Annotated in this window: 16 protein-coding genes; 8 read left to right on the top strand and 8 right to left on the bottom strand. The window is 41.7% G+C overall.

What is annotated here, in order from left to right; genetic code table 11:
• Positions 1 to 40 precede the first annotated feature (40 nt).
• The 3 genes from HGR01_RS13780 (at position 41) to HGR01_RS13790 (ending at position 5,383) form a co-directional block, all read left to right on the top strand.
• On the top strand, positions 41 to 1,489 hold the full coding sequence (locus HGR01_RS13780) for a Ni/Fe hydrogenase subunit alpha (RefSeq protein WP_045870642.1): 1,449 nt from the start codon (positions 41 to 43) through the stop codon (positions 1,487 to 1,489).
• Between the two features lie 642 nt (positions 1,490 to 2,131).
• On the top strand, positions 2,132 to 2,569 hold the full coding sequence (locus HGR01_RS13785; RefSeq protein WP_045870643.1) for a hydrogenase maturation protease: 438 nt from the start codon (positions 2,132 to 2,134) through the stop codon (positions 2,567 to 2,569).
• Positions 2,570 to 2,578: 9 nt separating this feature from the next.
• Positions 2,579 to 5,383: a bifunctional acetate--CoA ligase family protein/GNAT family N-acetyltransferase gene (locus HGR01_RS13790; protein WP_045870644.1), complete on the top strand. Its 2,805-nt coding sequence runs from the start codon at positions 2,579 to 2,581 to the stop codon at positions 5,381 to 5,383.
• Positions 5,384 to 5,854: 471 nt separating this feature from the next.
• Here HGR01_RS13790 and HGR01_RS13795 read toward each other — a convergent pair whose 3' ends face one another.
• The 3 genes from HGR01_RS13795 to sat are packed head-to-tail and all read right to left on the bottom strand — an operon-like array spanning position 5,855 to position 9,385.
• Complete coding sequence (locus tag HGR01_RS13795) at positions 5,855 to 7,975, bottom strand: caspase family protein (protein WP_045870645.1); 2,121 nt, start codon at positions 7,973 to 7,975, stop codon at positions 5,855 to 5,857.
• Between the two features lie 38 nt (positions 7,976 to 8,013).
• On the bottom strand, positions 8,014 to 8,196 hold the full coding sequence (locus HGR01_RS13800) for a hypothetical protein (RefSeq protein WP_096621568.1): 183 nt from the start codon (positions 8,194 to 8,196) through the stop codon (positions 8,014 to 8,016).
• A 10-nt stretch (positions 8,197 to 8,206) separates the two neighbouring features.
• Positions 8,207 to 9,385 (bottom strand): sulfate adenylyltransferase, encoded by a 1,179-nt coding sequence (sat, locus tag HGR01_RS13805; protein WP_045870646.1) that lies wholly within the window; start codon positions 9,383 to 9,385, stop codon positions 8,207 to 8,209.
• Between the two features lie 588 nt (positions 9,386 to 9,973).
• Between sat and HGR01_RS13810 the strand changes: the two genes are divergently transcribed.
• A complete protein-coding gene (locus HGR01_RS13810; protein ID WP_045870647.1) occupies positions 9,974 to 10,678 on the top strand; it encodes a hypothetical protein in 705 nt (234 codons plus the stop codon).
• Positions 10,679 to 11,373: 695 nt separating this feature from the next.
• Here HGR01_RS13810 and HGR01_RS13815 read toward each other — a convergent pair.
• Together HGR01_RS13815 and HGR01_RS13820 are read right to left on the bottom strand one after the other, a co-directional pair.
• On the bottom strand, positions 11,374 to 12,207 hold the full coding sequence (locus HGR01_RS13815) for a metallophosphoesterase (protein ID WP_045870648.1): 834 nt from the start codon (positions 12,205 to 12,207) through the stop codon (positions 11,374 to 11,376).
• A 239-nt stretch (positions 12,208 to 12,446) separates the two neighbouring features.
• A complete protein-coding gene (locus HGR01_RS13820) occupies positions 12,447 to 13,277 on the bottom strand; it encodes a metallophosphoesterase (protein ID WP_045870951.1) in 831 nt (276 codons plus the stop codon).
• Positions 13,278 to 13,601: 324 nt separating this feature from the next.
• Between HGR01_RS13820 and HGR01_RS13825 the strand changes: the two genes are divergently transcribed.
• On the top strand, positions 13,602 to 14,768 hold the full coding sequence (locus HGR01_RS13825) for a restriction endonuclease (protein WP_045870649.1): 1,167 nt from the start codon (positions 13,602 to 13,604) through the stop codon (positions 14,766 to 14,768).
• On the opposite strand, the gene HGR01_RS13830 is transcribed toward HGR01_RS13825, so the two are convergent.
• Entirely contained in the window at positions 14,761 to 15,957 is a 1,197-nt protein-coding gene (locus HGR01_RS13830) for an MFS transporter (protein ID WP_045870650.1), read from the bottom strand. The two genes, HGR01_RS13825 and HGR01_RS13830, sit on opposite strands and share 8 nt — an antisense overlap.
• Before the next feature lie 710 nt (positions 15,958 to 16,667).
• Complete coding sequence (locus HGR01_RS13835) at positions 16,668 to 18,182, bottom strand: phytoene desaturase family protein (RefSeq protein WP_045870952.1); 1,515 nt, start codon at positions 18,180 to 18,182, stop codon at positions 16,668 to 16,670.
• A gap of 104 nt (positions 18,183 to 18,286) precedes the next feature.
• Here HGR01_RS13835 and HGR01_RS13840 point away from each other — a divergent pair, with 104 nt between their 5' ends.
• The 3 genes from HGR01_RS13840 to HGR01_RS13850 all read left to right on the top strand — a co-directional run bounded on the left by HGR01_RS13840 (position 18,287) and on the right by HGR01_RS13850 (position 21,698).
• Positions 18,287 to 19,069: an ABC transporter ATP-binding protein gene (locus HGR01_RS13840; RefSeq protein ID WP_045870651.1), complete on the top strand. Its 783-nt coding sequence runs from the start codon at positions 18,287 to 18,289 to the stop codon at positions 19,067 to 19,069.
• A gap of 17 nt (positions 19,070 to 19,086) precedes the next feature.
• Complete coding sequence (locus HGR01_RS13845; RefSeq protein ID WP_045870652.1) at positions 19,087 to 20,523, top strand: MlaD family protein; 1,437 nt, start codon at positions 19,087 to 19,089, stop codon at positions 20,521 to 20,523.
• A 119-nt stretch (positions 20,524 to 20,642) separates the two neighbouring features.
• Complete coding sequence (locus HGR01_RS13850; RefSeq protein ID WP_045870653.1) at positions 20,643 to 21,698, top strand: aromatic ring-hydroxylating oxygenase subunit alpha; 1,056 nt, start codon at positions 20,643 to 20,645, stop codon at positions 21,696 to 21,698.
• A gap of 354 nt (positions 21,699 to 22,052) precedes the next feature.
• Here HGR01_RS13850 and HGR01_RS13855 read toward each other — a convergent pair whose 3' ends face one another.
• Positions 22,053 to 23,555, bottom strand: coding sequence for an IS5 family transposase (locus HGR01_RS13855; protein ID WP_045869909.1), 1,503 nt, complete (start codon positions 23,553 to 23,555; stop codon positions 22,053 to 22,055).
• Positions 23,556 to 23,795 lie beyond the last annotated feature (240 nt).

Genomic DNA, 23,795 nt, shown 5'->3' on the forward strand with positions numbered 1-23,795 from the left:
CTCATCTCCCAATCCCCACTCCCCAACCCCAACAACATTTATGTCTCAAAAAATCATCATCGATCCAGTCACCCGTATTGAAGGACACGCCAAAATATCGATTTATTTGGATGATACGGGACAAGTTAGCGATGCAAGGTTCCATGTTACCGAGTTTCGCGGATTTGAAAAATTTTGTGAAGGTCGTCCTTTCTGGGAAATGCCAGGAATTACGGCGCGCATTTGTGGTATTTGTCCAGTAAGTCACCTATTAGCTTCTGCGAAAGCAGGCGATCGCCTCCTCTCGGTGACAATTCCGAAAACCGCAGAAAAACTGCGTCGCCTCATGAATTTGGGGCAAATTGTCCAATCTCATGCTTTGAGCTTCTTCCACCTCAGCGGCCCGGATTTACTCTTAGGGATGGATAGCGATCCCCAAAAACGCAACGTTTTTGGTTTAATTGCTGCTGAACCAGAAATTGCCCGTGGCGGTATCCGCTTGCGCCAATTTGGACAGGAAATTATTGAAATTTTAGGCGGGCGGAAAATTCACCCATCCTGGGCGGTTCCCGGTGGTGTGCGCGAACCCTTATCCGCAGAAGGACGCGCCCATATTCAAAGCCGCATTCCCGAAGCGCGAGAAACAGTCATCAATGCATTAGGAATGTTCAAGAAGTTACTTGAACCTTATGAGAAAGAAGCCCAAACTTTTGGTAATTTCCCCAGCTTATTTATGGGGTTAGTCACACCTGAAGGTTTATGGGAAAATTACGACGGCAATCTGCGGTTTGTAGACAGCGACGGCAATATTATTGCTGATAAACTCGATCCTAGTCGCTATTACGAATTTATTGGCGAAATCGTCCAGCCTGATTCTTATTTAAAATCTCCTTACTATCGTCCTTTAGGTTTTCCTAACGGCAATGGTAATCAGTCAGAAAGTGGTATGTATCGAGTCGGGCCGTTAGCGAGGTTAAATGTTTGTAGCCATATCGGTACGCCTTTAGCTGATGCAGAGTTAAAAGAATTTCGAGATAAAGGTAAAGGCACAGTTACCTCATCATTCTTCTATCATTACGCTAGATTGATTGAAATTTTGGCATCAATTGAGCGCATTGAAATTCTCCTTGATGACCCAGATATTTTATCAACTCGACTCCGTGCTGATGCGGGAATAAACCAATTAGAAACCGTCGGTGTTAGTGAAGCACCACGCGGCACATTATTCCATTTTTATCAAATAGATGAAGATGGCTTAATTCAAAAAGCTAACTTAATTATTGCCACAGGTCAGAATAATTTAGCGATGAATCGCACCGTCGCCCAAATTGCTAAACATTTTATTCATGGCCCAGAAATTCCCGAAGGAATGTTAAACCGTGTGGAAGCAGGTATTCGTGCTTTTGACCCTTGTTTAAGCTGTTCAACTCATGCAGTGGGACAAATGCCATTGCATATTGAATTAGTTGGTGTTGATGGTACAGTTGTCAAAGAAGTTTGGCGGGATTAATCCTTTTTTAATTCGTAATTAATGCGAATTGTAGGGTGCGTTGTCGCGCAGCGCACCATTAACCAATACTAAGCTAAACCAAATCTAGTTTGCATAATCTGAAATTGTTTGTATATTTCATGTGGGGTGGGCATCTTGCCCGCCCAATATATGCAAATTAAATGTGGAACAGTTTACCCAGATTCCCGAATTTAAATAACAATTCTAGCACCTAACGCACCGCCTCATGGATGGTGCATTACGGCTAAATTACATTGTTGCTAAGATCCAAATCCTTTCATAGCCGTAACACACCCTACTCAAGATTTACTAATATTTAATATTCTTAAATCAAGTTATATCTCTTCCCTCTGCAACCAGTAATTTCAGCTATCAATTAAGAAAATATTATAAAAATAATTAATGTGATAAAACTCATATATGTAGTTTCCGAAAATATAACTGTAGTTACAGTTTTTTGATTTTTTAAGATGCTGAGATTAAGTTTTTCTATAAAACTATCTAAACAGCTACTTCTCACGCAATTTGCTATTGACAGATAATGTCTCAAACGAGTTAACTTTATTTGTACCGACCTACATCCTCACAAGTTCCTCAAGTTTTTTACTTAACTTAACAATAGATGAGGCAGAGTGAAAAACAATGAGTAATGTAGTAGCAATCGGTTATGGTAATGACTTACGTAGTGATGATGGTATTGGACAACGTGTAGCTCATGCCTTGGATTTTAACAACGTCAAATCTCTGGCTGTTCATCAACTCACTCCAGAACTTGCAGATACTTTAGCAAGTGCTGATTTAGCAATTTTTATTGATGCTTGTGTAGCTTCCGAAAGTACTGAAGTGCAAGTAAAACCCCTCTCTCCAGAATTTTCCAACGTTATCGCCGGACACACAGCAGATCCGCGATCGCTTTTAGCATTAACACAAGCACTTTATGGTTATTGTCCCCCAGCTTGGTGGGTAATCGTCCCAGGAGAAAATTTTGCCATAGGCGATCGCCTTTCAGAATTTGCAGAAACAGGCGTGGCGATCGCTTTAGAAAAAATTACGCAAATTATTAATCAAGATTACAGGTAGTCGCAACTCATGCAAAATACACTAAATTCAATTATCGAACCTGCCTACGATATTCTCCGCACTGAGAAAGCTAATCCCCTCGATTTCATCTTTGCACCGCGCAATGTCGCTGTAATTGGTGCTACCGAAAAACAAGGTAGTGTCGGACGGACTTTGTTATGGAATTTAATTAGCAGCCCTTTTGGTGGTACTGTTTTTCCCGTCAATCCTAAACGTAATAGCATCCTGGGAATCAAAGCTTACCCAACAATTTTTGATGTCCCAGAAAAAGTAGATTTGGCAGTAATTGCTACCCCAGCAGCCACAGTTCCCAGGATTATTGCTGATTGCGTCAAAGTAGGCGTAAAAAGCGCCATTATCCTCAGCGCAGGTTTTAAAGAAGCAGGGCCAGAAGGCATCGCCTTGGAACAGCAAATTCTGCAACAAGCCCGTCTCGGTAATATGCGGATCGTTGGCCCCAACTGCTTGGGTGTGATGAGTCCCCAATCTGGGCTGAATGCTACCTTTGCTAGTGCGATGGCGCGTCCTGGTAACGTCGGTTTTATTAGTCAAAGTGGTGCGCTTTGCACAGCCATTCTCGATTGGAGTTTCCGGGAAAATGTTGGTTTTAGTGCCTTCGTTTCCCTTGGTTCGATGCTAGATGTGGGCTGGGGCGATTTAATTTATTATCTTGGTGACGATCCCCATACAAAAAGTATTGTAATTTACATGGAATCCGTGGGTGATGCCCGGTCATTCCTCTCAGCAGCTAGAGAAGTAGCTTTAACTAAACCAATTATTGTTATTAAAGCCGGTCGTACCGAAGCCGCCGCTAAAGCCGCCGCGTCCCACACGGGAGCATTAGCAGGTAGTGATAAAGTTTTAGATGCCGCTTTCCGTCGTTGTGGAGTGCTACGCGTCAACAGTATCTCTGACTTGTTTGATATGGCAGAGGTGCTAGCCAAACAACCCCGTCCCAAAGGCCCCCGCCTCACAATTCTCACCAACGCCGGCGGCCCTGGTGTACTGGCTACCGATGCGTTAATTTCATCAGGTGGCGAAGTTGCACCCATTTCCGAACAAACTCGCACGTCCCTCAACGAATTTTTACCCGCCCATTGGAGTCACGACAACCCTGTTGATATTCTGGGTGATGCCGATCCTCAAAGATATACCAAAGCTTTAGAAATTGCGGCTCAAGATCCCAATAGTGATGGCTTATTGGTGATTCTCACACCACAATCGATGACAGATCCCACCGCCACAGCCGAACAACTGAAGCACTATGTAGAAACTTCACAGCAAAAATCTCAACCAGCTAAACCCATCCTGGCAAGTTGGATGGGAGGCGCAGATGTGTCAGATGGAGAGATGATTTTAAATCGTCAAAGTATCCCTACTTACGCTTATCCAGATACGGCGGCGCGTGTATTTAGCTATATGTGGCAGTCTAGTTATAACTTGCGCGGTATCTACGAAACCCCTGTATTACCTACCGTAAATTCTGCTTCCGGTATCCCCAATCGCCAATATGTGAATAAAATCATCCAAACTGCCAGACTCGCAGGACGGACGATTCTCACCGAGTTTGAATCTAAGGAAATCTTAGCAGCTTACGGCATTCCTGTAGTTGGTACTTGTATTGCCCGTAATGAAGAACAAGCGGTTGAATGTGCGGAAAAATTAGGCTATCCTGTCGTGCTGAAGCTGTTTTCCCACATTATTACCCATAAAACCGATGTCGGCGGCGTGCAATTAAATATCACCGATGCAGAATCCGTCAGACGCGCTTACCGTGCCATTGAATCTGCCTTACAAGAGAAGGTACAAACCGATCCGCATTACGCAAAACTCGGCAGCGAAAATCCAGATATCTTCCTGGGTGTTACCGTGCAGCCAATGGTAAAAACCCACGGTTACGAACTGATTATCGGTAGTAGCCTCGATCCGCAATTTGGGCCAGTATTACTATTTGGTACAGGCGGACAACTAGTAGAAGTTTTCCAAGATAGAGCGATCGCACTCCCACCTCTCAACTCTACCCTAGCGCGGCGGATGATGGAACAAACACAGATTTACAAAGCACTCACAGGCGTTAGAGGGCGTAAGAGCGTAGATATGGAAGCTTTAGAACAATTAATGGTGGCATTTAGCCAATTAGTTGTCGAACAACGCTGGATTAAGGAAATTGATATTAACCCCTTACTAGCTTCCGAAGAACAATTAATTGCTTTAGATGGGCGGATTATCCTTCACGATGCCGATATTACAGAGGAGCAACTACCAAAATTAGCGATTCGCCCCTATCCTACACAATATATCGGACGATGGACGCTGAAAAATCAAACTCCAGTTACTATCCGTCCCATCCGTCCCGAAGATGAACCGTTAATGGTGCAATTCCACCACACCCTCTCTGAGGAAAGCGTTTATTTCCGATATTTTCATCTAATTAAATTAAGTCAACGAGTCGCCCACGATCGCCTCACACGTATCTGCTTTATCGACTACGATCGCGAAATTGCCTTAGTCGTAGAATCGCAAAACTCTACCAAAGAAGCCAAAGAAATCTTAGCAGTAGGGCGGTTAAGTAAAGTACATGGCACCAACACCGCCGAATTTGCCATTGTCGTTAGCGATCGCGTGCAATGTCAAGGTGTAGGTACAGAATTACTCAGACGACTCATCGAAATTGGGCGAGATGAGCAACTCAGTAAAATTACTGCTGACATCTTAGCGGAAAATCATGGAATGCAAAAAGTCTGCGAAAAACTTGGTTTCCGCATTCAACGCACCGCAGATCCCACAGTAGTTAAAGCCGAATTTGATTTGTAGTCAATTGTCCTCTCTTACAAAGTTCTGAGCGGAGGTTTCCTCCGCTCAACGCCAGTTCGTTCAAGTCGGAAAACCCCTTCGGATTCGGCAGTCCACTCGGCGGTATAGCCTCACGTGTGGCTGCACTCACCGCCCACACGACTCAATACTTGTCGGTTAAGGGGAAAAGGGGAAGGGTAAAAGGGGCAAGAAAAAACCTTTAACCCTTACCCTTTCACCTTTTCCCCAAACCAAATTCCGAGTTGAAAATCCTTAACCGAGCAGTATTGCCACACGACTGGCTCGACTTTGCGCTTTGTCATTCGTTATTTGTAATTAGCCAAATTTCCCTACTAGATTGAATTTAATGATCAACAAAAAAATTAACACTAATTTTGGAGGGGGTTTGAGGGATTGTCCCCCAATTGAGCTGGCTTTTTTAATAACTGACAAATCAATCGCTAATAATCTTAACCCAAGCGTATTGCGCTACTAAGCAACTTGAAAATTAAAGCTGAGGGTTGCCCAATGATTCACATCTAATACATAAGAGTCAGCAGCAGTACCGTTAATTTCTGCTTTTACAGAACTAGCATTATGTAAATCTTGTAGTAAGGCTTGGGCGACTTCTAAGGGATTTAATAATGGGCCGATGGGTTGTTGATCTGTCGTCTGATTTTTAGCAGTTTCCAATGTAGTTAGGGTTTCATTGAAGGGACTGGTGCTAAAAATTAGTTGATGTTCGCATTCATAAGCTGGGCCAGGAATTACCCATTCAGCCGCCGCAGCGCTTTGTGGTAAGGTAAATGTTTCACCTGGGGCAATAACTAATTGTTTCACCAAGGGTTTGCTTGGGGAAATGTTCGGTTCTGAAGAAGTTTGCCAGGGATAAAATGCGATCGCACTTCTGTTATTCTTTAATCCCAGCAAAATTAAATATACGGCGCGATCGCCTAAATTTTGTAAGCGATATTGCAATTTACTACCAATGGGTACAATCCCTGTGCTGGGTGATTTGTTGGTTGCAGTTTCATTACCTAAAGTCCGCATGGTTTCTCGTTGCATCACCACACGCGGCGCTAAAGTATTAATAATCTCCAGACTGGCTTTAATAGCTAACCGTGAAGAGCCTTCATTTTCTGTAAGTCGCCATAACTTAGCTGCTAACAAGGTGGGTAATTTCGGCCCCAACCTTTGCACTGCGATTTTTACCGCTTCTCCGGGTTCGCCAGCAATGTTGGGTATAGCTTCGCCACTGAGAGAAAATAAACTGTAGCATGTAGGTGTTGGCGAAAGTTTGCCAAATAGATAATCTGCTGGTTGTTCTCCCGCCACGACAGCAGAAACATGGGCTATTGAAGCAAAGGCGCTAGTAGCATCTACTCGTTCAATTCTCTCTAGTGCCGTATCTAAAGCCACAATTAAACTAATATTGCGGGGTAAAACACGCACAGTTTCTTGTACCAATTGCCCTACTTGTAAAGGATTCGTAGGATTAACATTGGAAAGTTGTGCTTTAGCTGTTAACCCAGCACGCGATCGCAATATTAGCGGTTCTCCAGTAACTAAGCTAAATCGGGAGTTAATACTGTAGTTTTCCAATACTTGGGGTGGTAATCCCGCTAACCATAAACTCACGGTTTTGCCATCTTCTTCTATGGCTGTAATTGCACCTTCACCCCCAACTGAGGTATCAGGAGCAAAATTATCGCCAATGAAAACAGCTTGGGGATTTTTCTTGCTACTGACTAAAGCTGGCTGCTGCTTGCTACCCAGCTTACGCATCGCCGTTTCTACTTGAGAAAGGCTGACTTGAATTGTCTTAGTCGGTGTAACTTCCCATAGATATTGCGTTAAAGCGTAGGTAAATAACCCCGCGCTAAAACCTGATAGCAAAACTTCCCGCGCGGCTTGCTGGGAATCGCCTGTGGCGGACAATAGCAAGGGTGGGGTAACTTCTCCCTTAATGAGAGAATTTTGCGTTTTTAGCTGTTTAAGAAATTCCAGTTCTGCTGTTGCTAGCTGACTATCTACTTCGGGACGGGAACGTACTCTTAAGCCTGGTAACCCAGCACTATTTGGTGCATAGTAGCTAGTATCTAATACCGCAGTGACCCGATCTGTAGAGAGCGATCGCAACAATAATAATAAAGTTTCTTCTAATAAATAATTGCTATTTTGACTATTTTGTGTATTAACTGCGATGAGAGCATTTTGCACTTGATCGGCTTCTATATTGATGCGAGTACCGTAGCCGCTAAAGTGAAATACTACAACATCACCTGTTCTCGCTTGCTTACCCAGATGTTCTAAAAAAGCAGCTTCAATAAATTCTCGGTTAGCTTGTTCCTCTGTTAACGTGAGGATATTGGCTGCGGGGAAGCCAAAGCGATGCATCAGCAATTCTTTTTGCAGTTCAACATCAGTCAAACACCCACTCAGGGCAGGATTTTGGGAGTATTGATTAATGCCAATCAACAATGCCAACTTACGCACACTAGGTTGCGCCAACGCTTGGTAATAGCGATTTCCCCAGTTCAACCACTCAGCTTCAGTTATACCCAAAACTGTGAGAGTTGAACCAATCCGTTGTAAAAAAGTCCGACGCTTCATAAATTCGCTATCAGCCCTCAGCCCATCAGCATAACAGCTTAAAGGGCTAAAGCCTGTAGTGTAAAGTTAAACTCGATACTGTTTTGCAATAGCAAGGGGCATGGGGCATGGGGCATTGGGCATGGGGCATTGGGCATTGGTAATGGGTAATGGGTAATTGGGATATCTCCCTCATCTTCCTCATCTCCCCCAACCCCCAGTCCCCAGTCCCCAGTCCCCAATCCCGAGTCCCTAAGCCAAAACTTGCACTTTCATTGCTCTTGCTAACTCCGCTGCTACCTCTGGACGAGAAAATTCTGGGGGAGGTAGTTCACCCCGGCGCAGCATTTCTCTGACTTTGGTTCCTGATAGGTGGACGCGTTCTTCTGGTTTACTGGGACTAGTTTTGGTTGTCGCCATTTGTTTGGTACGCGTACAGTAAAACGCGTGTTCAAACATCATGGGGACAATCCCTAATTCACCAGGCTCAAATTCATCAAAGATGTATTGAGCATCGTAGGTGCCATAGTAATCACCAACGCCTGCATGATCGCGTCCCACAATAAAGTGAGTACAACCGTAGTTCTTGCGGACTAAAGCATGGAAAATGGCTTCTCTGGGGCCAGCGTAACGCATAGCGGCTGGGTTAATTGCCAAAATCACCCGATCCACAGGATAGTAATGTTCCAGCAAAATTTCATAGCAGCGCATCCGCACATCAGCCGGGATGTCATCTTCTTTTGTTGCCCCTACTAATGGGTGCAAAAATAGACCATCTACGGTTTCCAAAGCGCACTTTTGAATATATTCATGGGCGCGGTGGATGGGATTACGAGTTTGAAAGCCAACAATAGTTTTCCAGCCTTTGGTTTGGAACATTTGCCGAGATGCGGCAGGATCGATTTGGTAGGCGGGAAAATGAGGATGGGAATCGCGTTGTAATAGCCAGACATCACCAGCCAGATTTACAGACCCTTGGTTATAGAGTACTTGCACGCCTGGATGTTTAGCATCATCAGTGCGATAGACATTAATAGCTTCGCGGGTTTTGTCGTAGGTATACTTTTGGGATAGCTGTAAAACCCCGATATACTCGCCATTGGGGTTATCCAGACGAATTAAGCCACCTTCCTGGAGTGGAGAAGCTACTTCTTCGGTTACCGACAGTGTAATAGGAATTGACCACACAAGACCGTTAGCTAGGCGCATTTCTGTAACCACGCGATCGTAGTCTTCCTGGTTCATAAAACCTGTGAGTGGACTAAAACCGCCGATCGCAATCATCTCTAAATCAGAAACGGCTCGCTCGTCAAGTTGCACTCTTGGCAAAAACTCAGCCTTTGAGAGAAACTCTTCTCTTTGTTCTGGTGTGGCAATGCGATTAACCAACTGTCCACCGTGCGGGGCTATGGCTTCTGGATGGTGACTCAACGTAATCCCCTCTTTGAGTTAAGGTAATTGTTTCAAACTATGTACTAACTTATCAAAATGCTGACACACAGATAAAAAGAGTTTCGGAAATTACTACAACATGGTTAAAATTAATGGGACAGATAGTAGCGTGTTACGGCTATGAAGGTATTTGGGACTGAGAAACAATAGGAATTAGCAGTAACGCACCATATTACACGGCGGTGCATTAGGCGCAAGATTAGTGATTTTGTGACCAACCATATCGAGAATATGCGCCTAACACACCCTACATTAATTACTTTAATTACTCGATAAATAACCTTTCAAAGCTTACATCGATTAGGAAAACTATTAGCCTATTAACAGGTTAGTAATCTAATAGTTATGAAAACACTGGCAATATTCCCCCTTTGGATGGAGGAAAAACTCCCTACTCGCGGTAGAGCCAACTAAATGATTACAAAGGTTATTCTGAATCATATCAAAGGCTAAGTAACAAATAAAACACAATTTCAAAAATCAAATTTTTCATTTATCTGAAAAGTTTTGGTTAATGCAAAGTCTTGTTTGTCAATATTTCCTAGTCGAGGAGTGGAATAAAAGGTTATGAATAATCCAAGCGATCGCGAAAGCTATCACAGTGAAAATAGGCAAGAATCTTATACAGATGCTAACGGTGAGACTCGTACTCACGTGCAGAGAACTACGGAAACAGTTAACAACACGGGTAATTATAATTCCTATGGAAGTGGTTATGTAACCGGTCGCAACGCTGAACGCAGATATCAACAAGCGAATTTAGTAGAGCGTGATAATAGTAATACTGCTAATGGTTTATTGTTAGGTGTCATCCTAGCTTCTTTAGTTACCTTGGGTGCAGCCGCATTCTGGTATTTCAACCAGCGTAACAATGAACCTGTGAACAATGCTGCGCCAGTATTCGTTCCTGTACCATCTAGTGCTAGTCCTTCCCCTGCTGCTAGTCAATCTCCTCAAACAAAAACCACAATCATTGAAAGAACCAGAGAAGTACCTGTTGTAATTCCTCAACAGTCTCCTCCTTCACAATCTGCGCCTTCACAACCAAATATTAATATTACTGTTCCATCTCAACGACCTGCTGCTGAAAGAGTTCCATCTGCATCGCCATCAACATCGACTCCCAGCCAGCAAAGTCCAACCGATAACTCTTCTACTCAAGATAAGAGCAGCGATACACTGACAAATTCTCCACTTAAGGGAGCAGGTCAGTCAAACACCGACTCTAACAGTGGTACTTCGTCTTCTGGAGATAGTAAGACTGGTCAGTAGGTGTTTGTCGTTGGGGAAGGGGGAAGGGGGAAGGGTTAATGGGTAATGGGTAATGGGTAATGGGTAATTGGTTTTTGTTCTCCTCATCCCCCTCATCTCCATCATCTTCCTCATCTCTATCTCTCAAACACCAAACCCCGCTTATTAAGAAAAATTGCCAAAATGTTGCGGTAAATTAACAGCGATCAAGTTTAGTAAATATGTGGTTCAGTAGAGTAAAGTAGGTGCTACATTAAGAACAAGGTACAAAAAGGTTAAAAGTTCACCAACAAACCTTTAAATTAGAGCCTGTGCCTCCTGCTCTAATGTTCTCGCAATCACTGCTCAGTTGTAGCATCCATTGAAAGTGTTTTCGCCTTAATCTCATCGATTATCCTTTTGGAGGTGATTGAACGCACAGCCAGAAATGCCTGCCTAGTTGGATCAAGGATGCACAAATGGTTTCTGGAGAGAGCGATTGCGAAGATTGTTTACAGTCCACATTAGTTGTAGCTATTTTCCTCTGAATTTTAGAATTTTCTCGAAACAATTGCATTTTTCATCAACCGCCTGAAGCTGCTGATATTCTTCCATCGTAGCTTGAGGCGGTTAAATGTGTTTAAAGGTTGACTATGGAATGTTGGCTGTTGATAGCCAGAAAGAGAAAATGTGCAGAGTTCCAGCAAGAGTATCCGAATAAATGAAATGTTTCTGGACTATTCACGAATTAAGGTAATTACAGTTACTTCTGGCGGACAAAATAAGCGTCCTGGTCGATAAGTTCCTAAGCCACGATTGATATATAACTGATTACTGCCAACTTTGTGAAATCCTTGGGCCCATTCCCAATATCGCACTACTGTAGAGAAATCCCCAAGGAAAAAAGATACCCAACTCCGCAATTTTTTGGGTAGTTTCTTCAGCAGCTTTTTATAATGAAACACCAAAGGGCCAATACCTGGTATGACTATATGACCTCCGTGGGTATGACCAGATAGCTGTAAATCTACTCGCCATTGTTGCAATATCTTAGCAGTATCGGGGTTATGGGATAAAACAATGCGGGGTGTGGCGGAGTCTAGTTGATTCATTACTGGTGCTGGGTGAAATTCTCTTGACCAATAATCAGCTAATCCGATAAATGGTAATTCTGCGCCTACAGGATAAGCGATTTCATTCCACAAGACATTAACTCCAATCTTAGTAAATGCATTTGTTACTTCTGCTTTGGAGTGGCTGTAATGGATGTCATGGTTACCAAGTATGGCATAGACTCCATAACGGCTTTCTAGATATTTGAGACGTTGGGTTAATTTATGAATCGGAGTCGGATCGTCCGTTACATAGTCACCAGTTAAGACTACTACATCAGGTTCGGCTTCATTAGTCAGTGCGATCGCTTCTTCTAACATCTCATCCGATAATCGCAAACCATCGTAATGAAAATCTGATAACTGAACTAACTTTAAGCCTTCTAAAGATACAGGTAAGTCTGTAATCTTAACCGTTAGTTTATCTACTCTTAAATGTCCTGTAAATAACCAGTGCATAACTTAATAGACACTCCTCATAGCAGCGCTTACAGCTTACCAAAAAATAAAATATATCTTAAATTAAGAATTCTTTAGAATGGGTATCAATACTTGATAGTTAAAATGTAGACAGTTGACTGCTGACTGTTGACTGGTAATGAGTATCTGTTTTAGCTTGAATAAACATTGGTGTTTGCTTGAGCAAGATTCAATCTATTTAATTAAATTAATTTTTTGGTTGGCTATTCATTTAAAAATTACTGACTTTGTAGGGTGATGATAGTCACTTCTGGGCGACAAAATAAACGTCCTGGTAAATAAGTACCTAACCCACGATTGACATATAATTGATTTTTGCCTATTTGATGTAAACCCTGTGCCCATTCCCAATGTCTTACTGTATAGTTACTCACTTGCAAAAATGGCATAAATTGACGCACTTTTTTAGGAATTTTTTGCACAATTTTTCTGTAATATGCTAATGCTGGGCCAAATCTGGGAATTACGATTTGACCACCATGAGTATGACCAGATAATTGCAAATCTATACGCCATGCTTGCAATAATTCTGCAGTATCAGGGTTGTGAGACAGCACAATCCGCGGAATATCAGGATCTAGCTGATTCATGACTGGTACAGGGTTAAATTCTTGCGAGTAACGATCTGCTAACCCTACTAATGGCAATTCTTTTCCTAGGGGATAAGCGATGTCATTCCAAAGAACAGGAACACCAATTTTATTGAAAGCATCTGTAATTTCTGCTCTTGAGTGTTGATAACATATATCGTGGTTGCCCAGTATGGCATAAATACCTGTACGACTTTGGAGATTTTTCAGCCTTAGCACTAGCTTGTGAATTGGTTGTGGGCTTCTGTTAACATAGTCTCCAGTCAATAATACTAAATCTGGTTGGGCTTGGTTGCTAACTGCGATCGCCTGTTCTAACATCGCTTCCGATAGCCCAAAACCATCGTAATGAAAATCTGACATCTGCACCAGCTTTTTACCTTTTAAAGATGCAGGTAAGTCTGCAATCTTAACCGTCAATTTTTCTGTACTCAACGGCCCTGATAGTAACCAGTGCATAGCGCGCTTAATCATCCTAACTATTAGCGCTTATAGCTTAACTAAAAATTCTGCGATCGCCTGTTCAACTAAAACAACTTCTTGAAAACTTCATGAATTATATAATTTGTTTACGTATTTGTACTTAAAAATTTTAATGAGTATTTACTTGAGGCTGTGGTTTGCTGAGGTAGATTCCCGCTAGACTTCTTTTTATAAGCGGAATAAAATAATACTAAATTGAAATTTTAATAGAAAGTAATTAATATTACATTTTCAATGTCTACTATTCAAATATTGCTTATTTATACACCATTAAATTAACAATTCCAAAAGCTTTAGTTTATGACATCATCTTTAGAGAAAGCATACATTCAAGACTATATACATTTTGAGCAGCATGTAGCAAAACTAATGCATAAGGCTGGCTGGAAAGTTGAAACTGCTAAACCTAACCAGCGTGGTTATGATTTAGTGATCAAAAAAGACAATTTAGTATGTGCTGTTCAGGTGAAATGGCTAAAAAATAATGTGACTGCACCCCAGCTTTTAGGCTTTGCTAATTTTTTAGATTCTAATGAAGGTCAGGAATTTAATTTTGGTTGCTTTATTACTACAAAAGGTTTTGGTGGGCCAGCACAGGCATTAATCAGATCTTGGAATAAAAATACTAAAATACGCTGTGGTATTGCTTTGGAAAATAAGCTGGAGATGGTTGATGGTATTCCTTCTGATATTTATGTAGGTGATATAAACCCTAATGGCAAAGATTCCACAAGAAAAGTTTATTTTGGAGTTTTTACTTGCAAAGGAGGGGTAGGGAAAACGACCGTAGCAGCACACTTAGCTGGAGCATTAGCTCTACAAGGATTTAATATTGCTCTGGTGGATTTAGATCCAGAAGAAAATCTGCAAAAGTTAGTAGGCGATGGCGTTTTTGTTCCTAATCCACAAGGTGTCGGTACAACTATTCAAGTATTTGATGGCAATGATTGGCATGAAGATTCTGCTCGTGATTGTCAAATAGTGATTTGCGATTGCTCGCCTGCACTAGAACGTAATCCCCAAGAGATAGTTAAGCGATTAGATTATTGCATTATTCCCACAACATTAAATCCTTTGGGAATTAACAAGCATGGCAAAGTAATTCAAGCAACTGTTGAAGAAATACGCGATATTAATAAAACCGCTCATTTATTTGTCCTGGTCAATAACTTTAAAGACCCTGGTATCAGACGTTTCAAGCTTCTAAAAGATGTCTATTTTGATGCTTATAAGGAAATTAGTAAGACAGATGATAAGTTTCATTGTATAAATCCAGAAGAAGTTTGTATTCGGGCTAGCGACCTACTTTATTACTGGGGTATTCATATTATTGAAAATCCAGCAAATCCTGCCAGTAGATTAGCATTTGATCTTATAGGTGGAAGATGCTATCCGCGGGAAGATTTTATAAAATTAGCTGATTACATTGAAACGAAAGCTGGTATAGGAGTTTTGCGGGCTAACTGAGTTGAATTCTCTTGATGATGACGACACAACCAGCTGCTATAAAAAAAGCTAATTCAGAGAGCAAAAAAGCGAGTAATGATGTAAAAAATTCATATTTAATTAAAATTGCGACGATAGCAGTAGCGCCAGCACCACCACCAAAATATAAACCAGTGGCTAAACCTGCTTGCTGTGGAGAAACTTTTCCTAAGCAAAATGGAATCATGCTGACAAAAAGTAGCCCATAGCTAACACCAAAACCAAGTATATAAGCTACGACTAAATTATCAATATCGTTTAATAATGCCAGTCCCATTAAGCCTGTCATTGAGCCTAAGCCTAGTAACAAGACTTTATTAGTACCTATTTGGGCTGTCAATTCTCCCAAAATTACTGAAGACATTGCAGATACTAAAAGTATGCCAGAGGTAATAAATTCTAGCCTGAGTCCGGGTAGTTGAGCTTGTAAAACTTGCGGGAACATTGACATGAGCAGATTGACTTCTAATCCTGCTCCAAAACCAATCACAAAAATTAAAAATAATAATAAAGCAGGAGCCTTAGGAGATAAATCTTCATTGAGCGGATACTCTATTAAAAAATATGGGGAAGTAAGCGATCGCAAAATATATGCACCCATCACTAAAGCGATCGCACCTAATAGGAAAGTAATTGATGCGCCGATACTATTAATAAATTTATGGAAAAATGGCCCAATCGCTCCAACCGAGCCAAAGACAAATACTAAAGCAGCATTAGCTTGTGGTAATTCCGTCACTGGTGCTAACTGTGTGAGTAGTGCGATCGCAGGGCCACGAAAAATAATCATTGCAATTACCCAAACTGTCATCAGTACAGGAATTAACCAACGTACACCCCCTTGTAAATTTTGTTCCATTAACAGCGAGATAATTACGAAAATCAAACCCGCTAGAATTACCCCTACACTAATCATGGGTAAGCGATTACCCCAACGCTGCTGAATGCGATCGGAAAATCTTCCTACAAAGGGTTCAATAAATGTGGCGAGTAACCCTTGGATTATCCCCAGCCAAGCGGCTAATTCTCCAAATTTGAGTTTCTGTAAAATTTTTGGTTGATAAAAACTATAAGCCATCCAACTGAGCATAATTGCGGCTAGTAAAGCCGCTAATCCCCAAACTTGTCGCCATAAAATTTCAGTCGGACGGGAATCGAAAGATTTAACCATGCTTTTGTTTTACTCTTTTATATCAGCGGTGCGATTTTAGGACAAGTCTGATAGGAAAAAAGGCATGATAAATTGCATAATTCTGGGGTAAGCCAGGTATTAAGGAAAAGGAGACAAGGGTAAATAACCAATGAAAAATAATTATTGTTTGTCAGTCATGAACAAACAACTTATCCTATCAGCAAAGATATTTTGCCGGAATTAAAGTAATATTTTTAACTTTAGCTTGTGATTATAACCGTGACTCTACAGAAGAGCCAAGGGTAAAATCTCCTCAATTACTTGCTGTGCGATCAATAATTTTTATTCTATAACCGTTGTACTAAAACCACACGGGGGTTAGACCTAACATTGTCAAGTAATTTTATGTATAAATTTATGTTTTTGTTTTATATTAGCTACTATTAATTGCGCCTTATATAATTTCATTTTTATCAGCATACATATAATTTAATTAGGTATTTATCATTGCTAAACACTAAGAATCAAAACGTTTATAACTGTTCCATCAAGAAAAATATTTATGCGTAAGACGACGCAATCTAATACTACTTGATTAAGCGTTTGGAACTCAAAATTGGTTTTGGTAAAAGGTTAAAGGCTAAGGGTTAAAGGTTTTGACTTTCCTTTTCCCATTTCCCTTTTTCCCCTTAACCAAAAAGTATTTCATCCAGGTTATTAGCTGTTAATTAGTGAATCAAAAATTACTGTTATTTGCTCAATTTATCTATCAAATTTTCTGTCTGCTGTAGATTGACTAAAGTATTCGCGCATAAAATGCCAGATGCAGCAACAGCCGGGACACCAATTCCGGGGATAGTGCTATCACCAACGCGATATAAACCCTGGATTGGCGTGTGTGTGCTGGGAAACATTCCTTGAGTCGCAGCAATAGCTGGGCCATAGGTTCCTCGATATCTGCGGAGATAATGAGCATGGGTAAGGGGTGTACCGATGAGTTCCACGACTACGCGCTCTCGGATATCGGGGATAATGCGCTCTAAAGCGCGGTATAAAGATTGTGCTTTCTGGCGTTTCTTGTCTGCATAATCTTGATTTCGTTCCCAGCCAGTGTAAGGTTCCAAGGTGTAAGCATGAACTACATGATGTTCCTCTGGCGCGAGTGTAGTATCCCACACTGTCGGCATCGAAATCATGCAAGTATTCCCTGGAATTGTAATATCTTGATGGGAATCTTGGACTACTACATGATGTCCGGTTAACTTCTCTAAACCATCTGCCTTGATACCTAAATGCAAATGCATAAAACTATCAACGGCTGGGGTATCTAAAGCTGCTTGGCGGAAAGTAGCAGGTAAATCTTCGGGACGTAGCAAATGATTGTAAGTATCCCAAATACTCGCATTGGAAATGACAATTGGCGATCGCAAAATTTCACCTGTCGCTAACCTTACACCCACAACTTTGCCTGATTCCACTAAGATTTGCTCGACGTGACACCCTAAACGCAGTTCTCCCCCCCAGCGTTCTAATCCTTTAACTAAAGCTTGAACAATTGCTGCACTTCCCCCAAGGGGATATTCCACCCCCGCACGGGAACGTTCGCCTAACATAAAAGCTACTTCTGGGGCGATTGTGCCATGAGCCTTCAACCCTGAAAGTAAAAAGCATTCTAAATCAATTAACCGCCTTACCCAAGGGTCTTTTACTGTTGCATCCATGACATTCCCGGCTGAACTTTGCACCAGTGGCAAGTAAGGCAACATTTTCAGCAATGATGGTAAGTAACTTTTTATTAATGTGAGTACGACTTGCCAATCTGAGCGCAACGCTAAAGTAGGAATACCCCGCATCGCCTCATACAAGCCTAACAAGCGTGATGTAAACCGTTGCAGTTCTTTTGCGCCTTGGGGTGTAACTCGCTCCACCTCCTGCCAATAACGTTCAGCATCGCTGTAAACTGCAATAGTTCCTTCAGGAAAATGGTAGTGTCCCAAAGGATCATAAGGTATAACTTGAATGGATTCACCAAGCACATCCAAAACTTGTTTGAGCGGATTTAAGCTTTGGGTATCACTCAGACCACAATAGAAAGAAGGGCCAGAATCAAATTCAAATCCCCGTCGTCTAAAACTATGAGCAGCACCACCCGCAATTGTATGACTTTCGCAAACAATTACGCGCTTGCCATAACGAGCCAGTAAACCCGCAGTACACAAACCACCGATACCGCTACCAATTACAATGACATCACTATCTTGCATTTTTGCCGCTTCGCGCAGTCCAAAGTCAAAAGTCCAGATTAACTTATTATGACTCTTGACCCTTGACCTTTGACCTTTGACTTTTGACCCTTGACTAATGACCAATGACAGAACCATTAATTGAATTAAGAGGCGTGTCTAAGTCCTTTGGTAGTAACAAGGTTTTAGATCGTGTGGATTTGACAATTCATCAGGGAGAAGCACTAGGAATTATTGGCCCTTCTGGGACTGGTAAATCTACAATTTTGCGGGTGATTGCAGGATTGCTAGCTGTGGATGAAGGTGAGATATATGTCCGGGGAGTGCGGCGTACAGGTTTGATTGAGGATGCTGCTGATAGTGTGGGGATTGGGATGGTATTTCAGCAAGCAGCCTTATTTGATTCGCTGACAGTAGAAGAGAATGTGGGGTTTTTACTGTATCAGAATTCCAAAATAGCGCGATCGCGCATTCGCCAACTGGTGAATACAAAATTGGAAATGGTAGGTTTACCGGGAATTGGTGAACTTTATCCATCGGAACTTTCTGGGGGGATGCGAAAACGCGTGAGTTTTGCACGTGCAATTATGTCTAACCCCGAAAGCGATCAACAGGGGCCAGAACTGTTACTCTACGATGAACCAACAGCCGGACTCGACCCCATTGCTTCCACAGTTATCGAAGATTTAATTCGTCATTTGCAATGCTCACAAGGAGTTTGTAGCACTTATGCTATTGTGACCCATCAAGACAGCACAATTCGTCGTACCGCCGATAGAGTGATTTTTCTCTATCAAGGTAGAGTGCAGTGGCAAGGTACAGTTGATGAAATAGATAGCACAGACCATCCATTGATTAGACAATTTATGAGTGGAAGTGTGCAAGGCCCAATTCAGGTCGTCGGCTAGATGGATGGAGGAAAAATATGCGATCGCGAACATTTAGAGAAGGTTCTGTGGGGCTGTTGATCCTAATGGGAGTGGGAGCATTTGGATTAATAGTCATCTGGTTGAATCGCGTTAGCACTAGTCGCGGTTCATACAAGGCAATTGTGGAATTTGCTAATGCGGGCGGGATGCAAAAAGGCGCAACAGTCCGCTACCGTGGCGTGAAAGTGGGCAATATATCCGCAATTCGACCGGGGCCAAATAACATTGAAGTAGAAATTGAAATTCCCCAAGCTGATTTAATCATTCCCAGTAATGTAGTAGTTGAAGCCAATCAGAGTGGATTAATTAGCGAAAGTATCATTGATATCACTCCTAAATCTGCTTTACCTGCTGGGGTTGTTGTTGCTAAACCACGAGATAAAAATTGTGATCCTCAACTAATTATTTGCAATGGTTCACGGCTAAAAGGTCAAGTTGGTATCAGTGTTGATGAACTGATTCGCAGCTCAACTGAGTTAGCAACTGTATATAATAACCCCAAATTTTATAGTAATGTTAACAGGCTATTAGAAAGCTCCACCGCCGCCGCCACTAGCTTGACTGCTCTAACCCGCGACCTCCGGGGTTTGTCAAAAAGCGCTCAAGGTCAATTAGGCACATTTTCCGCTACAGCTACTTCTGTACAACGGGCGACTAATCAATTAACTGCATCTAGTACGAAAACAGTCAATCAACTAGGTTCAGCCGCAACCCAATTTAGTTTGACAGCAAGTCAAGCCAGTCGGCTTTTAACTAACTTAGATAACCTAGTCACAAACAATCGTTCTTCACTGGTTGCGGCTTTAAATAATATTACCGAAACCAGCAACGCTTTACGCACTACAGTTAGCGGCTTATCACCTGCAGTTAATCGCTTAACTCAAGGCGAAGTCATCAGCAATTTAGAAACTCTGTCTGCAAATGCAGCACAAGCATCAGCTAATTTACGCGATGCAACTAGGAGTTTAAACGACCCCAAAAACACTGTGTTGCTGCAACAAACTCTCGATTCTGCAAGAGCCACTTTTGAGAATACTCAAAAAATTACTGCTGATTTAGACGAGTTGACAGGCGATCCCACGTTTAGAAGTAATCTAAGACAATTGGTGAATGGTTTGAGTAACTTAGTATCTTCCACCCAAGATATGCAACAGCAAGTAGAGGTGGCTGCGACCCTAGATTCACTCAAAGCATCAATTAATAAACCAGGTGATAAACCCGATCATCAACCTAATGTTATACTGGCGACTCCAACCATCAAACCAGAGGCGATCACTATTAATCCTTCACCTACCTCTGTTAAAACTGCTGACAAACACTTCCCATCAGCTTTCACTATAACTACACCAGAATCATCTTCAGAAAAGTTATTACAACAACTAAGGCAGTATCAAAAGCAGCGGGAACAGGAGAAGATAGAAGCGAGCAATTAGGGACTGGGGATTAAGGAGATGTAGGGAGATGAGGGAGAACAGGGGGATGAGGGAGAAAAACTTTTGATTCTAGACTATTGACCTTTGACTCTTGACTATTGACCCTTGACCCTTAACTTATGAAAGATAATCAAAATTTTTTCCTGCGTAATATTTGGTATTATGCCTTGCCTAGCGATCGCCTGAAGCCTGGTAAGATGATCGCCCGTACTTTTTTGGGAGAACCAGTATTACTATGTCGTACCCGTGAGGGTAAAGTGTTTGCGGTGCGGGATATTTGTCCCCATCGCGGTATACCTTTAAGCTGCGGTCGCTTTGATGGGCAAGAAGTAGAATGCTGTTATCATGGTTGGCGTTTTGATCATGGGGGAAATTGTACTGTCATTCCTTCTTTAGTTGAAGGGCAAGATGTAGACTTAAATCGCTACAATGTGGAATCTTACGAAGTGAGGGAAACCCAGGGTAATATCTGGATATATATGCCAGAAGCAGGAAAATCTCAAGGCTCGCCTTCAGATATGGAAATTCCGGTGATTCCGGGTTTCGGTGATCAGCCGCCGCAGTTAGTTGAAGTGATGCGGTTTCCCTGTTTTGTCGATCATGCAATCTTAGGTTTGATGGACCCCGCCCATTCGCCCTATGTGCATCGGGTATGGTGGTGGCGTTCTGGACAACTTCACGACGAAATTAAGCAATTTGACCCTTCACCTTATGGGTTTACCATGCGTAAACACCAATTACCCGCTAATACAGGTGCAGCTTATAAGTTCATTGGCGGCGGAATCCCTGAAACCGAAATTTCTTTCAGCATCCCCGGAGTGAGAATCGAAAACACCACAACAGCCAAGCATCAAGTTTGCAACCTGACAGCAATTACACCAATTTCCGAAACAGAATGCGAGGTGAATTTTGCCTTTTATTGGACAGTTCCTTGGGCTGGATTTGCCAAGCCGTTAATTCGTTTATTTACACGCGCCTTTCTTGACCAAGACCGCAGAGTCGTAGAAAAGCAGCAAATTGGTTTAAAGTACGACCCAGTACTGCGATTAATTAAAGATTCCGATGTCCAGGCGCAATGGTATTACCAATTAAAGCGCGAGTATGCCCGTTCTTTGTCTGAAAATCGTCCCTTTGTCAACCCGGTGAAGAGTCAGCTGTTACACTGGCGGGCTTAATTTGGTGTTGAGTTTAAGGATAGCGCATTAAGCGCGCAGGGGGACAGGGGGCAGGGAGCAAGGGGGAGAAAGATTATCCTTGATTGTATTGGGATGCATTAGACTTCTTGCACGAATACAAAACTTACCCTCATCCCCCAGCCCCTTCTCCCGAAATTGGGAGCAGGAGAGCCGATAAGTAGTTAAACAAAATTAATTACAAAATGTCATTGCGAATGGAGCGGAGCGGAATGAAGCAATCGCAAGGGTTGAGATTGCTTCGCTGCGCTCGCAATGACTGTAATTAATTTTGCGTGGTTACTTAGGGCTTGCTGAAAAAGTCATTCCAAGGCAAGAGAAAAATTGACTCAGTAGTCAGGGAAGAGCAAATATAAGTTTTTGTTGTCTGCAATCAAACGGAACATCACTTTTGCTAATAAAAGAAGTGAAAAAAGATGTAATGTTGAAAAATTGGCATAAAAATTCCCAAAAAAGCCGTGAAACAAGGGTAGAAAGATTCATGACTAAAAAAGTAATAGCAATAGCAGTGACAGAGGTATGAGGAAGTTTAGCCATGACTCTACCCAAGCTAAATCTTCGTTTACCTTGTCCGAATTTACCCTCAATAGAGTTACGAATTAGCTCATCTTCTCGTGCTTGTTTCTTTTTTTCAGGACTGACATTTTTAGGTGGTCTCCCTAAAGGTGGCCCACTAATTCTAATTCCTCTTTCTTGACACCAAGAGCGGTTGTCTCTAGTGCGATAAATTTTATCAACATGAACTGATTGAGGATAATACCCGGTGTAGTTTTTGTAGGCTTCTACTTGTGATTTTAAGTCGCCTGATTCGTTAAAATTATCCCAACTAATATGGTCTAAAAATACATAGCCATCATAGCAACTAGCTGAAAGCTTTGCCCCAAACTCTACTTTTTTTCCAGCTTTACCACGGACTATCGGACGAATGTGTGGTTGATTTAAACTGACAATACGGTCTTCTATACTAATTTTTTTATTTTCATATAACCAAAGTTGTTGACGATAAATTTCTGCTACTACCAGTAATTTCTTATATTGCCTATTACTCAGGTTGAAGAGTGACGCACCTAACTCCATTAGCTGCTGAATGTGAACTAAATTTCTTTTGATATATTGTAGTTGCCGTTTAATGGCTTTCCTTCTTTCTTTAATGGTCGGTTTTCTTTTTTTGGCTACCAATAAGTAATTCTTTCTAGCTATATTTCTATAGGTTCTCGGTTTTTTGATACTCTTTAACAAGAGGGAGTTATATAAAATATCTATAATTGTTTCTGTATGCTTTCTGGCTTGATTTAATAATCCTAAGTCTGTGGGATAACTGATATCCGCTGGCGCACAACTCGCATCTAATATTAATTTTCCCCGATTGGTCGGCTCATTTTTTAAATCCTCGGTTTCTGACTTTTTTGATTTTACTTCTACCTCCTCTTTACTTTCTAACACTTGCTTGACTATTTCTCGATTCAGTTTGTTAACTAATTTTATATCTATTCTTTCTCTAAAGTGAACTAACATTGACGCATCAAATGGGGCATTATTGCTATAGCAAGACATTCCTATAAAGTATTGCAGATAGGGATTCTCCCTAATTTGCTCTACTGTCTCCCTATCACTTATGCCTAGTTTTTCTTTAATTATTAATGCCCCTAATGCCATCCTAAATGTTTTGGCTGGCGCGCCCATTTCTGCTGAAAATATTGCTGCGTACTCTGCTTCAAATTCTGACCAAGGTATCATCTCCGCCATGATTACCCAACGGTTATCTGAGGCTAGTTTTCCCCCAAAGGGTAGTTCAAAGTCTTCTGCTGCTGTTTCTTGCTTTTGCGCTTTTCGATACATATCAACGCAACTTGCTACAAGGGTTTTTACTTACTTTATCCTTTTTCCTTGCACTTTATTCTCTTTTGTCCCCCCAAATCTCTTGATTTATCTAGGTTTTTTGTTTATTCTGCAAGCCCTACTTATTAAAGTCCCTCTCCCAAGCATGGGAGAGGGATTTAGGGTGAGGGCAAAGATTCATGCAAGAGGTCTATTGTTAATGTATGGGTCTACACTGGCAATGTATCGGGATGCATTGTT

It is taken from the genome of Tolypothrix sp. PCC 7712 (genome assembly GCF_025860405.1).
Classification (GTDB): Bacteria; Cyanobacteriota; Cyanobacteriia; order Cyanobacteriales; family Nostocaceae; genus Aulosira; species Aulosira diplosiphon.

Excerpts from the sequence above, each read along its gene's own strand:
- HGR01_RS13780 (WP_045870642.1), top strand. The coding sequence starts at position 41 with ATGTCTCAAAAAATCATCATCGATCCAGTCACCCGTATTGAAGGACAC.
- HGR01_RS13785 (WP_045870643.1), top strand. The coding sequence starts at position 2,132 with ATGAGTAATGTAGTAGCAATCGGTTATGGTAATGACTTACGTAGTGAT.
- HGR01_RS13790 (WP_045870644.1), top strand. The coding sequence starts at position 2,579 with ATGCAAAATACACTAAATTCAATTATCGAACCTGCCTACGATATTCTC.
- HGR01_RS13795 (WP_045870645.1), bottom strand. The coding sequence starts at position 7,975 with ATGAAGCGTCGGACTTTTTTACAACGGATTGGTTCAACTCTCACAGTT.
- HGR01_RS13810 (WP_045870647.1), top strand. The coding sequence starts at position 9,974 with ATGAATAATCCAAGCGATCGCGAAAGCTATCACAGTGAAAATAGGCAA.
- HGR01_RS13815 (WP_045870648.1), bottom strand. The coding sequence starts at position 12,207 with ATGCACTGGTTATTTACAGGACATTTAAGAGTAGATAAACTAACGGTT.
- HGR01_RS13820 (WP_045870951.1), bottom strand. The coding sequence starts at position 13,277 with ATGCACTGGTTACTATCAGGGCCGTTGAGTACAGAAAAATTGACGGTT.
- HGR01_RS13825 (WP_045870649.1), top strand. The coding sequence starts at position 13,602 with ATGACATCATCTTTAGAGAAAGCATACATTCAAGACTATATACATTTT.
- HGR01_RS13830 (WP_045870650.1), bottom strand. The coding sequence starts at position 15,957 with ATGGTTAAATCTTTCGATTCCCGTCCGACTGAAATTTTATGGCGACAA.
- HGR01_RS13835 (WP_045870952.1), bottom strand. The coding sequence starts at position 18,182 with ATGCAAGATAGTGATGTCATTGTAATTGGTAGCGGTATCGGTGGTTTG.
- HGR01_RS13840 (WP_045870651.1), top strand. The coding sequence starts at position 18,287 with ATGACAGAACCATTAATTGAATTAAGAGGCGTGTCTAAGTCCTTTGGT.
- HGR01_RS13845 (WP_045870652.1), top strand. The coding sequence starts at position 19,087 with ATGCGATCGCGAACATTTAGAGAAGGTTCTGTGGGGCTGTTGATCCTA.
- HGR01_RS13850 (WP_045870653.1), top strand. The coding sequence starts at position 20,643 with ATGAAAGATAATCAAAATTTTTTCCTGCGTAATATTTGGTATTATGCC.
- HGR01_RS13855 (WP_045869909.1), bottom strand. The coding sequence starts at position 23,555 with ATGTATCGAAAAGCGCAAAAGCAAGAAACAGCAGCAGAAGACTTTGAA.